Here is a 12,288-nt window from a genome sequence, read left to right as displayed (position 1 = left end):
GATTGGTTCGTCGCCTGCGCCGGACGGTGCGGCATTTCACCCGCTGTCCGACGAGGCGCGCATATGGGCGGCAGCCCACACCATGCCGAGGAAGGTAATCGCCTGTCGGAGGGGGCGGGCGTCCCATAAAGGGGGGATGCACCCGGTGCCGCCCGATCCCTGAACATGTCTACGTGCACGGTCCATTGGGCGCCGTACGCCTCCGACAGGGAAAGGCATTACGTCCTGAGCGACGTGATCCCATTTCCGACTCGACATAAAACCGTGGATGGGGCAGTCGCGCATGCGGAAGTTCATAGCAATCTGGGCGAGCAGCCTGGTGACGATGACCGGATCGGCACTCACCGGATTCGCGCTCGGCGTGTGGGTCTATCTGGAGACCGGATCGACCACCCAGCTCGCCCTGACCTTCGTGCTCGCGTTTCTGCCCGCCATCGTGTTCTCACCGCTGGCCGGAGCGCTCGTGGACCGCTGGGACCGCAGGGTGATCCTGCTCGTCGGTGATGCGGTGGGCATCGGCACCACCCTGACCCTGGGCCTGTTGTTCACGGCCGGTCATCTGGAACCGTGGCACATTTTCGTCACCACTGTGATCCGGTCGTTGCTGCGGGCCATGCAGGTCCCGGCGCTCAACTCGATCGTCGTCCTGCTCGCGCCCAAGGAGCAGATCGGCCGGGCCAACGGCCTGATGGGGGTCGCCAACGCCATCAGCCAGACCGTGGCGCCGGCGCTCGGCGGTGCGCTCATGCTCGCCATCGGACTCAACGGGGTTCTGTTCATCGACTGCGCCACCTTCTTCCTCAACGTCGTGGTGCTCTTCCTGACGCGCATCCCCACCCCGCCGGCGTCGGAGGCCGGCAGCGAGGGCAAGGGGTCGCTGCGCAGCGAGATCCGGCAGGGCTGGCGGGTTCTGGCCGGCAACCGCGCCCTGGTCACCCTCGCCGTGTTCTACGCGGCGCTGGACCTCAGCGTCGGCTTCGTCGACATCCTCATCACACCGATGGTGATCGGCTTTGCGTCGGTCTCGGCCCTGGGCATGGTGCTCACGGTCGGCGGTGTCGGACTGGTTCTCGGCAGCGTCACCATGGCCTCCTGGGGTGGCCCCCGGCGCCGCGTCCACGGGACCGCGGGCTTCGCGATCCCGCTGGGGCTGTTCCTGTGCCTCGGATCGCTGCGCCCCAGCGTCACCCTGGTGGCGATCGCCGCGTTCGGCTTCATGTTCTGCTCGATGATCATCGATGGCACCTCGCGGAGCATCATCGGCACCGAGGTGGAACCCGATCTGCAGGGGCGCGCGTTCGCCACGTTCAACATGATCACCAACACCGTCCTGTGCAGCAGCTACCTCCTCGCCGGGCCGGTCTCCGACCGCATCTTTGAGCCCCTGCTCGCCCAGGACGGCGCGCTCGCGGGAAGCGTCGGCGACATCATCGGCACCGGGCCCGGACGCGGCATGGCCCTGCTGCTCGGGCTGCTCGGGCTGCTGGTCCTGGCGACGGCCGTCGTGGGCTATCTGACCCCGGGCCTGCGCGGCCTGTCGGACAAGGTGACGAAGCCCGCCGAACAGTCACCCGAAGCCGAACAGTCCTCCGAAGAGGAGCCGGCCCGGACTGCGGACGCCGGCCCGTCCCAGGACGCGGGTGCGACCGGGGACACGGGCCGGGAAACGACGGTGGGCACCGCGCGCCAGCCGATCTCCGACCGATGACCGGCCGCGACAGGGAATCAGAGGCATCGCGCATGAGCAGGGCCGAACCCACCGGCCCTGCGGGTGCCGGGTACTTTCGACGGCTGCCGCTGGGCGCCTCCGGCTGGGACCTCTGGGGCGACGCGGCGCTGCGCAGCGCCGGGTTCCCCGCCGACAGGATCAACGAGCTGTGCGACGACGAACTCGCCCTGGCCGCCGACCGGTTCGACGACCGGGACGAGACATCCCGCGAGCACTACGCGAAGGTGTTCCAGACCGCCACGGAACGGCTCAGCGCGGCCGTCCGCCGCACCGCCGCCGATCCGGTCTTCCGCGAGGCGGTCACCTGGCAGAACCCCGCACTCGTCCACAACTGCCTGGACAAGGCGGCCGCCGGTGAACCCCGGAATGTGCGCGGCCGGTACCACGAGCTGACGATCGTCACCTACCTCCAGCGCTACTGCCTGAAGAACGACACGGTCGGATTCTTCGGCCCGGTCGGCTGGGCCCGTATCTGCCCGGACGAGACCGGTCTGACGGCCATACCCGGTCCCAGGCTGGTGAACCGCCGCACGACCTACTTCGAGGGCTGGGCCATCGAGGCGCTCGCCCGCGCCATCGGCGCCCGCCGTGAGGTGCTGCCCTTTCTGACACCGCGGGTCGTTCCTTCCGCCTCCCTCACCGGCTGGACGGTCCAGCTGCCCTTCCGCAAGCCGGTCACCCTGACCGCACAGGAGGTCCGGGTGCTCGGCCGGTGCGACGGCAGGCACACCGTCGGCGACATCGCGGGCACGCCCTTCGACCTGGAGACCGTGACCGCCCTGCTGCGCCTTCGCGATCTCGAAGTCATCCGCATGGACCTGACGGGAGGGCTGGTTCCCGAGCCCGAGCGGGAACTCGCCGAACGGATCGCCGGGATCGGCGACCCGGCGGTACGCGAGCGCGCCGCCCAGCCGCTCGAGGCACTCCTCGCCGCCCGGGCGGAGGTGGCCGCCTCGGCCGGAGACCCGGACCGGCTGCTGCGCGCCGGCCGGCACCTCGCTGCCGAGTTCGAACGCCTCACCAAGTCCTCGTCCACCCGCCGCGCGGGCGGCACCTACGCCGGCCGGACACTGGTCTACGAGGACACCGTCCGCGACATCGATCTGAGCGTGGGCCGTAAAATCACCGACCGGCTCGCGGCGCCCCTCGGGCTGCTCCTCGACAGCGCGCTCTGGCTGGCCAACACCATCGGGGCGCGCTACCTCGCACGGGCCCGCCAGATCCTGGACCGTGAGTTGGAGCGGAGCGGGGCCGAGACGATGCCGTTGCTGCAGATGCTCACCTCGCTTCTGCCCGAGGTCGCCCGGCTCTCCACCGACGACGTCCGCTCGGAGCTGGTCGACGAGGTGGTCGCGGAGTTCCGCGAGCGCTGGCGCCGGGTCCTCGGACTGCCCCTGGACGCCTTCGAGAGCACCCGCCGCCATCTGGTCTCTGCCGCGGACCTCGCCGAGCGGGCGGCGCGGGAGTTCGCAACCGGGGAACCGCTGTGGAGCTGCGCCCGCTGGAACTCACCCGACATCATGCTCATGGCGGACAGTCCGCAGGCCGCCGAACGCGGCGATGTGGACTTCGTCCTGGGCGAGATGCACTGTGCCATCAACACACTGGAGAGCCAGCTCTTCGCCTCTCAGCACCCCGATCCCGGCCGTCTGAGGGACAGCGCGGCCGCCTCCGGCATGGACGGCCGAGTGACCATCATTCCCCGGATGGACGCCGCCCTGACCACGTCCCGGATGGCCCGGGCCGCCCAGTTGCGGCTGCCGGCCTACACCTACCTGTCGATCGGCGCGGATTCCTTCGACCCGCCTCCGGGCGCGACCGTCCTGCCGGTCACGGACCTGGTGGTGGAGCGAGGGGGTGACGAGGGACTTCGCGTGCGCCACCGCACCGACGGCCGGGAGTACCCGTTCGCGGAAGTGATCGGCGAGCCGCTGTCGCTGCTCGCCGCGAACGCCTTCAGCCCGCTCGGCGGTGCGAGCCACCGCCCCCGCGTCACCATCGACCGGCTCGTCGTCGAGCGCGAGGCCTGGACCTTCCGGGCCGCGGACTGCGACTGGGCGTTCGTCAAGGACGAGCAGCGGCGGTATGCGGCAGCCCGCGCATGGCGGGCCCGGCACGGCCTGCCCGAGCGCGGCTTCTACCGGGTGCCGGTCGAACGCAAGCCGATGGCCGTGGACTTCCGCAGCCTGGCCCTGGTGAATTTGCTGGCCAAGTCCGTCCGCAGGACCGCCGAGAGCGGTGCCGACCGGTTCACGCTCTCCGAGATGCTCCCCGGCACCGACCGGCTCTGGCTGCGTGACCATGCCGGTGAGCGGTACACGGCCGAGCTGCGCGTCGTCGCCGTCGACGCCACGGACCGCCGCCCCTTGGCGACCTGATCCCTCTCATCCCCTCGCGAGGTACAACCGTGCAGGCCATGACCACTCTGCGGAGACGGATACCGGCCCTGGCCGCATTCCTGCTGCTGCTCCTCACCGCTGCCGCGGCCACGCTGCCGCTGCTCACCCCCGACCCCCGGCCGGCCTCCGCCGCCGAGGAGGACTTCTCGGCCGCCCGCGCCATCGGCCGACTCGACCACATCGCGAAGGTTCCGCACCCGACGGGTTCACCCGCGCAGGAGGACGTACGGAAGTACCTCGTACGCGAGTTGCGTGCTCTGGGGCTCGAGCCGGAGGTGCTGACCCGGGTCGCCGTCCGGCCCGCCGACGACGCCCCGGCCGGCGTCGGCACCGTCTCCGACGTCCACGCCACGATGCCCGGCGAGCGGTCCACCGGCCGCGTGCTCCTCGTCGCCCACTACGACTCGGTGCCGACCGGGCCGGGCGCCGCCGACAACGGGGCCAACGTCGCCGCGATCCTCGAGATCGCCCGCGCGCTCAAGGCCGGACCGCAACTGCGCAACAACGTCGAGTTTCTCTTCACCGACGGCGAGGAGCACGGACTGCTCGGCGCGCAGGCCTATGTGGACGCGTCACCGGGCGCGGGGCGGACCGCCGCCCCCGAGCGCACCGTCGTGATCAACCTGGAGGCGAGGGGCGTCTCCGGGCCCGCCGTGATGTTTCAGACGGCGGGCACGGGACTCACCCCCGCCGTGCGGGAGGCAGGGGCGTTCACCACGTCACTCGCCGACGAGGTCTACGGGCTGCTGCCGCACGACACGGACCTGACCGTCTTCGACGAGGTCGGCATGCGGGGGCTCAACTTCGCCTTTGTGCAGGGTGCTGCCCACTACCACACTGCCCACGACGACATCGAGCGGCTCGACCCCGGCTCCGTGCAGGACATGGGGGACAGCGTCCTCGGCGCGGTCCGTCAGCTGGCCGGCGACGACCTCGAGCGGAGCGGTTCGGACGCCACATACTTCTCGCTGTTCGGCACGGTCGTCTCCTACCCGGCCTGGCTGGTTCTGCCACTGGCCGCGCTGGCGGCGACGGCCGCAGTGCTGCTCCTGTGGGCCGGCCGTCGAGCGGGCCTGGGAACGCGCGGTGCCGCACGGGCCGCCGCCACGTTCCCGCTGACGCTGCTCGGCGCGGCGGCGCTGGGCCTGGCCGTGTGGTGGGTGCTGGCGTGGCTCCGTCCGGACTTCGTGCTCGCCAACGGCGCCATCCACCACCTGGGTCGGTACGCGGTGGGGGAGGCGCTGCTGCTGGCCGTGCTGCTCGCCGCGTGGTACCGGTGGGCCCGCCGCACGGCGTCGCCGCTCGAGGTCGCGGTGGCCGTGCTCTGCTGGTTCGCGCTTCTCGCAGTGGTGTGTGCCGTGCTGCTGCCAGGGGCTGCCTACCTCTTCACCTGGCCCGCCCTGACCGGTCTCGCCGCCGTCGCTGGAATCCTGCGGTTCACGGGCAGGAGCTCCCCTTGGCGTTCGGTGGCCGCGGCGGTGGCCGCGGCGCCGGCCGTGGCACTGGTACTGCCGGTCGCACTCCTGCTGCTGCCCACCCTCGGCCTGTCGGCCGTGGCCGTACCGCTGGTCCTCGGGGCGTTCCTGGGGGGGACGCTCCTCTGCGTCGTGGAACCGTTGCCGCGGTGCCGGGTGGCCACCGCCGTGATGGTGACCGCCGCGGTGTCGGGCGTGGTCACGCTGGGCGTGGGCGCCGTCCTGGACGGATACAGCCCCGACGAGCCGGAGGCGGTGAGCCTCGGATACGTCCTGGAGTCCGACACGGGCAAGGCCAGCTGGGTCAGTCTCGGCGACGCCTCCGACCCCACGGTCGGCAGGTTTCTCGGCGACGAGCCCGTCCGCTACGACGACCGGGTTCCGCCACTGGCAGGCGTCGCGCTGCCCAACGGGGAGGCGAAGGGCGCCCGGCTGGACCTGCCGCGTGCCGAGGATGTCTCGGTCACCGAGGACGACGGCGTGCGGACCGTGCGTCTGCGGGTGAAGGTGCCTGCCGGCGTCCACAGCCTCGCCGTGTACGCCGACACCGCCGACCACGATGTCCTCGGCGGCTCCGCCGAGGGGGCCGAGCTCCCCGGAGGCCGCAACCACACGATGGGCACATGGGGCTGGGGGTTCACTTACGCGGCGCCACCGGCCGACGGCCTCGACATCGTCGTCCGCGCCCGGGGCGAGGGCCCCCTTCCGCTGCGCGTGGTCACCAGCGAGGCCGGCCTTCCCGACGGGGTCGGTGCTCCGACGCCGGAGGCCGACCAGACCTGGGCGGGATGGCCGTCGGTCGCGGGTCAGACCTTCGTCGTGCGGACCTTCGAGCACTGAACGGGACGAGGCGGCGGCGGACAGCTGCTTCCTTGTCCGGCCGGACCGCCCCGGTGCGCCGCCGGGCGCCATCATCCGGGCAGCACGAAGGCGGCACCACCCCGTGCGGGGGGGGGTGCCGCCTTGAGCAGGCCGACGCCTGTGCGCCGGCGCCGTTCACCTGGCGGGCGTGAGGTCGCGGTAGGCCTCTGCCATCGTCTGCACGGCACTCTGCACCGTCTCGAAGGGGCGAGCCAGGGAGACACGGATGTAGCGCAGCCCGCCCTCCGGGTCGGCCCAGTGGAACGGCGCGCACGGCAGCACGTGGACGCCGCGCGCCAGCATCTCCTTGTGCAGCACGTCCGAGTCGGGGCCGTCCTGGGGGAGTTCGATACGGGCCACGCTGATCTGCGATTCCGGGTCGGCGAGCTTCAGACCCACGGGGGAGAGGGTCTCCTCGACCACGGCCCGGTTGCGCTCGACCAGTTCGCGCGCCCGCTCGTAGCCGCCGTTGACCCAGTCTCCGGCCAGGTCCGTGATGAGCTGGAGGACGACCGGGGAGGCCGCGAGCAGCGACTCGGAGAAGGCGTACTCGATCGGCAGATCGGTGCGCTCGCTGTACGCGAGCATGCCGATCTTCAGCTCGTGCGTGGGCCACAGCTTGCCGGTGTCCTCGATGGTGATCCAGGCGCACCCCGCGGCGTCGAGCACCGCGTAGGTGTCGTACTGGGCGTCGCGGACCTGACCGCGGAAGCTGGCGTCGATGATGACCGTCTGGTCGTTGCGCGCGGCGTGCTCCGCCAGCGACCTCAGATGCCCCTCGGGAGTGACGAGCCCGGTCGGGTTGTTGGGCAGTGTCACCACGATCGCCTCGACCGGGGCGCCCGGCCACTTCTGGGCCATGAGGTCTTCCTCGGACAACGGGACGAGCTGCAGCCCCCGAGTCCTCATCAGGTCGGCGATGTTGTCGAAGGTCGGATGCAGCACCGCGACCGTCGTTCCCGCCGGCAGTGCGCGGGCCACGATGTCCGTGGCGAGCGTCGACGAGTAGCAGCTGAGGATCCGGCCGGAACCGACCGGTGCGGTGTGCTGGCCCACGGCGCTGAAGAACGCCTTGTGCGCCGCGAGCTCGATTTCGGAGAACGGCCGCCGGGTGGCCTCCACAAACATCTCCGGAATACGGGCGACAATGTCCGACTGCTGTGGTGTGAGAACGAGCCGGGCGTGTCCGTCGGTGAGATTGAGCCCACCGTCGGCGTCCATCAGCGCGTCAACTTCCATTGTCGTCAGATTGACAACTTCGGTCATCCTCAGCCCTTCAATAAGTCCCCGGATGCCTTCTGCTCGCCGTGCTGTAGAGCCGGTTCGGGCGTCACCAAAGTGCGACTGGGCTCCGCAGAAACTGTCATGTTGTCGAAAATTATGGGGACCCCGGAACCCTTCGCGCCTGTCCCCTCTAACGGGGACCGCAAGCCATTCCGGTCCGCGCCTAGACTCCGGTTCGTTCACGTCGGACCGCAGGTGGCGAGCACCCGCGGCGGGAAGGGGGAGGACGAAAGCCATGCATCACCTGGCGCTCACACCCGAGGACAACGCGGCGCTCACCCCGATGCTGGCTGAGCTGGCCGCGGCGTACGACACGATCGAGAACCCCGAGCTGATCCGCCGTGCCCCGGTGCTCGCGAAGGCGCTGCCCTCCCATCTGCTGTCGTTTCTCGAGGAGTTCCGGCTCAGCGAGCCCTCGGCGCTCTGTCTGGTCTCCGGTCTGGACGTGGACGAGGCCGAACTCGGTCCGACGCCCGAGCACTGGCGTGACAGCCAGTTCGACTCGCCGGCCTTCCGGCAGGAGATCTTCTTCCTGCTCTGTGCGAGTGCTCTCGGTGATGTCTTCGGGTGGGCGACGCAGCAGGACGGGCGCATTATGCACGACGTTCTGCCGATCAAGGGCCATGAGCACTACGAAATCGGCTCCAACAGCCTGCAGCACCTCTCCTGGCACACGGAGGACGCCTTCCACCCGTGCCGGGGCGACTACGTGGCGCTGATGTGCCTGAAGAACCCGGACGCGGTGGAGACGGTCGTGTCGGCCGTGCCGGACATGGACTGGACGGACATCGACGTGGACGCCCTGTTCGAGCCGGAGTTCACCGTCATGCCGGACAACTCGCACCAGCCGGCACCGGGACGGGAGTCCTCCGGCGACCCACGCATCGACAAGCTGCGCGAGCGCAGCTTCCGGCTCATCCAGGAGTGGAACGAGAATCCGCCGAAGCGACCGCTGCTCTTCGGCGACCGGAGCGACCCGTACATGGCGCTCGACCCGTACCACATGGACCCCTCGACCTGGCCGGAGCGCAGCCGGCTGGCCTTCAAGCGGCTGTGCGAGGAGATCGAGAAGGCGATGAAGGACGTCGTGCTCCGGCCCGGCGATCTGGTCTTCATCGACAACTTCCGTGCGGTGCACGGCCGCAAGTCGTTCCGGGCCCGCTACGACGGGTCGGACCGCTGGCTGAAGCGGCTCAACATCACCCGCAATCTGCGGGGTTCCCGGGCCTGGCGTCCGGCGGCCGACGACCGCGTCATCTACTGACCCCGAGGGCGCACGCTCACCCGCCGGCCGCCGCGAGGCGGCCGGCGAAGTCGTGCAAGGCGGCTTCCTCCACGTTGCTGACACTGACCCGCAGCGTGCCGTGGTCCTCGGGGTGGAAGGCTGTGCCCGGGAGGACCAGAACGTCGTGCTTCAGCAGCAGTTCGCGTACGACGTCCCCGGTCGGCCGGTCGGTGAACGGGTGGCGCACCCAGCCGAAGAAGCCGCCGACGGACAGCAGCTCGAACCCGCCGGGACGCCCCGCCATGGCCCGGGCGAAGGCCTCCCGCTTGGCGACGACCTCCGCCGATCGGTCCCGGCGCCACCGGTCGGCTCCGGTGAGTCCGGCCCAGGCGGCCTCCTGGCCGATGCGCGGCGGGCAGATCGCGACGCAGTCGAGCAGCTTCATGACTTCTTTGTTCAGCGCGGGCGAGGCCACGACCGCGCCGACCCGGTAGCCGGGGATCGCAAGGTCCTTGGAGAAGCTGTGCAGGCTGACGACCGTCTCCTGCCAGCCCGGTTCGGAGAACAACGGGTGCGGGGGTTCGTCCGTGCCGCGGAACGAGCGGTACGTCTCGTCGAGGACCAGGGCGATCCCGTGCCGCTCGGCCAGTCGCGCGAACCTGGTGATCTCCTGCGGGGGGATCGTCACCCCGGTGGGGTTGCCGGGTGTCACCAGCACGATCGCCCGGGTGCGCGGGGTGATCAGGGACTCGGCCGCGGCGGCGCTCGGCACGAGGCCGGGCCCGGGATCCAGGTATACCGGGGTGACGCCGTCGAACCGCAGCCACATGTCGTGGTTGAAGTAGTACGGCAACGGCAGAACGATCTCGTCGCCGGGCTGGGTGAGGGCCGAGGTCACCAGGCAGAAGGCCTGGTTGCAGCCGGCGGTGACGACGACGTTCTCCGCGTCGACGCGGCCCCGGTAGTCCCTGGACAGCTCGGCGGCGAAGGCGGACCGCAGCTTCGGCAGTCCCTCCAGGTCCACGTAGTCGGCGCCGTGGGCGTCCCGGGCGACGGACACGACATGGTCCACGACCGACGGGGCCGGCGGATAGGCGGGCGCCGCCTGGGCGAGATCGAGCAGTTCGGCGTTCCCCTGCGCCCCACGCTCGTCGAGCAGTGCGTACGTCGCTCCGATGGGAGAGTCGCTCTGCTGCAGGGTCCTGGGAGTGAGTCGCACGCCGGTTCTCCTTCGAAAGGCTGGTCGCCCCGAGCTTCCCGGGCCCCGCCCGGGGTCACCATCCCCCTCTTCAGGGGACGTGCCGAACGAGGCCGGCCCGTTCATGAGGAGAGGAGCGCGGCGCGCCAGCCGTCCGGGAGCACCTCTCCGTACTCGATGCCGCGCACGCCCCGGAAGGCGGCGAGCTCCTCCAGCTGTCCGACGACCGCCCGGCGCAGCGCGGCCGTGGGCTTGACGTCGGGCTCCAGATAGATGCCCTCGACCACCAGGGTGTCCCGTTTACGCTCGACCCGCGGGGAGATCCGGCCGACGAGCCGGTCGTCGTGGACGATCGGCAGCAGGTAATAGCCGTACTGCCGCTTCGCCTTGGGGATGTACATCTCGTTGCGGAAGTCGAAGTCCCACAGCCGCTGGGTCAGCCGCCGGTCGCTGACGAGGTTGTCGAAGGGCGAGAGCAGGGCGGTACGGCCGTGCCACTCGCCGGAGCGGACCGCCGTCAGCTCGGCCTCCGCGTCCGCGTGCACGTACCAGGTCTCGGACGGTTTGCCGCCCTCGACTCGGACGGGAATGACCTTCCCCTGCTCGGTGAGGTCGCGCAGCACTCCGGGCAGACCGTCGTACTGGCCGCGCAGGAAGTACTGCTTGATGTCCAGCGGCCGGGCGACCCCGAGGGCGCGCAGCGTGTGCTCCGTGGCCGCCGTGACCTTCTGCTCGGGTGCCATCGGCGTCCGGTCGGTGTCGGCGGGCAGGCAGGCGTCGGGCAGGCCCCACAGACGCAGGCCGCCCTCCCGGGCCTGCACCATCACCCGGCCCTGAAGCCAGAGAAAGGTCAGCATCCGTTCGACGTTGCGGCCCGCGGTCCAGCCGGAGGAGGGCCAGTCCATTTCCGCACAGTCGTCAAAGGCCTCCGTGGGCAGCGGGGTGCCCTCCGCGAGGCGGGACAGGATGTGCTTCAGCAGCACCTCGTTGGCGTCCATCCAGACCTGTGTGAAGGACCGGTTGGGCGGCGGGTAGGCATCCATCGTCGCGCGGTGCAGCGGGTAGTCCTCGGTGAGCACGATGGCCGCCGCGTGCGCCCAGTACTCGAACAGCCAGCGGTCCTGCCACCATGCCGTGGACAGGTGAGGCGCGGCCTCGGCCCCCAGACGGCTCCAGACGACCAGTTCGTGGCTGGGCGCCACGACGCTCACCGGGTCGAGCTGGAGGTACCGCAGTGAGCGCAGAACGGTACGCAGGCCCTCCGGTGTCGGGTCCGGGCGGGAGGCGGTCAGATGCTGCCGGGTCAGAGCGAGCCGGCGGGCCTCCGTCTTGCTGAGCGTCAGGGCCGCTTTGGGAGGGGTCATTGCGCTGCTCCTTGCTGCGCCAGCTGCCCGCGGGAACGGGCGGGCCGCCTGGCGCCGTCACCGGCGCGCGGCCGGCCGGCGGGCTGTACGGGCAGGGGCGCCACCTGCTGTCCGAGCAGGGCGACACGGGTGAGTTCCGCCTTGTTGCCGACGCCCAGCTTGGCGCGGATGCGCTTGACGTATGTGTCCACCGTATGCGGGCTGATACCCAGCCGTGTCGCGATCTGGCCATGCGTCAGGCCACGGGAGATCTGCCGCAGGACCTGTGTCTCACGGTCGGACAGGTTGGCGTCGGGAGCGGCCACCGGCTTCGCGGCCGGATAACCGGTGCACCCGCACGGGGTCCTGGCGTCGTCACGCCGGCACGGGACCGGCCGGGAACCGGCGGCCACGGCCTGAATGGCCCGCACGATACAGGCGACCGAACCCCGCTTGTGGACGACGCCGGAGGCACCCGCCATGAGGTAGGCCTCGTAGTCCTCCTCCGGAGCGTGATTGACGACCAGGACAGGTGTGTGGGCGGCGAGTTCGGTGATGAGGTGCGCAGAGCCGACGGGCAGAACCTCGGCGTCGAGGAGGAGGACATCCGTGCGACCTGGAGGGTCTGCCTGGGGCGACCGAGCCGTCACGTCGATTCCCGAACCGTGCAGGACCTGGATGAGCCCGGCCAGATAGATAGGAGACGCCGCAATTGCCTCGGTTCTGATCATGAATCCCCGTCTTATAGCCGTATTGCTTGACAGCGCATCGGTA

The 12,288-nt window shown here is 70.5% G+C and carries 8 protein-coding genes; 4 read left to right on the top strand and 4 right to left on the bottom strand.

Annotated features, from left to right (window positions below; genetic code table 11):
* Positions 1–268: 268 nt before the first annotated feature.
* The 3 genes from ABD198_RS02980 to ABD198_RS02970 are packed head-to-tail and all read left to right on the top strand — an operon-like array spanning position 269 to position 6,443.
* A complete protein-coding gene (locus ABD198_RS02980) occupies positions 269–1,708 on the top strand; it encodes an MFS transporter (RefSeq protein ID WP_343997708.1) in 1,440 nt (479 codons plus the stop codon).
* 32 nt (positions 1,709–1,740) lie between these two features.
* Positions 1,741–4,107 (top strand): lantibiotic dehydratase, encoded by a 2,367-nt coding sequence (locus tag ABD198_RS02975; protein ID WP_343997707.1) that lies wholly within the window; start codon positions 1,741–1,743, stop codon positions 4,105–4,107.
* Between the two features lie 38 nt (positions 4,108–4,145).
* Positions 4,146–6,443: a M20/M25/M40 family metallo-hydrolase gene (locus tag ABD198_RS02970; protein ID WP_343997706.1), complete on the top strand. Its 2,298-nt coding sequence runs from the start codon at positions 4,146–4,148 to the stop codon at positions 6,441–6,443.
* Between the two features lie 156 nt (positions 6,444–6,599).
* On the opposite strand, the gene ABD198_RS02965 is transcribed toward ABD198_RS02970, so the two are convergent.
* On the bottom strand, positions 6,600–7,730 hold the full coding sequence (locus ABD198_RS02965) for an aminotransferase class I/II-fold pyridoxal phosphate-dependent enzyme (protein ID WP_343997705.1): 1,131 nt from the start codon (positions 7,728–7,730) through the stop codon (positions 6,600–6,602).
* Between the two features lie 253 nt (positions 7,731–7,983).
* Between ABD198_RS02965 and vioC the strand changes: the two genes are divergently transcribed.
* Entirely contained in the window at positions 7,984–9,012 is a 1,029-nt protein-coding gene (gene vioC, locus ABD198_RS02960; protein WP_343997704.1) for an arginine beta-hydroxylase, Fe(II)/alpha-ketoglutarate-dependent, read from the top strand.
* Positions 9,013–9,028: 16 nt separating this feature from the next.
* Here vioC and ABD198_RS02955 read toward each other — a convergent pair whose 3' ends face one another.
* The 3 genes from ABD198_RS02955 to ABD198_RS02945 all read right to left on the bottom strand — a co-directional run bounded on the left by ABD198_RS02955 (position 9,029) and on the right by ABD198_RS02945 (position 12,245).
* Positions 9,029–10,192 carry an aminotransferase gene (locus ABD198_RS02955; protein ID WP_343997703.1) on the bottom strand — a complete coding sequence of 388 codons (1,164 nt, stop codon included), beginning with the start codon at positions 10,190–10,192 and terminating at the stop codon, positions 9,029–9,031.
* 101 nt (positions 10,193–10,293) lie between these two features.
* Positions 10,294–11,535, bottom strand: coding sequence for a winged helix-turn-helix domain-containing protein (locus tag ABD198_RS02950; protein ID WP_343997702.1), 1,242 nt, complete (start codon positions 11,533–11,535; stop codon positions 10,294–10,296).
* Positions 11,532–12,245 (bottom strand): helix-turn-helix transcriptional regulator, encoded by a 714-nt coding sequence (locus ABD198_RS02945; protein WP_343997700.1) that lies wholly within the window; start codon positions 12,243–12,245, stop codon positions 11,532–11,534. Before ABD198_RS02945 ends, ABD198_RS02950 begins: the two co-directional genes overlap by 4 nt.
* Positions 12,246–12,288: the final 43 nt, after the last annotated feature.

This window comes from Streptomyces thermocarboxydovorans (assembly GCF_039524635.1).
Classification (GTDB): Bacteria; Actinomycetota; Actinomycetes; order Streptomycetales; family Streptomycetaceae; genus Streptomyces; species Streptomyces thermocarboxydovorans.
The sequence above is the reverse complement of the archived record's forward strand: the minus strand, read 5'-3'. Positions and strand labels throughout refer to the sequence as shown.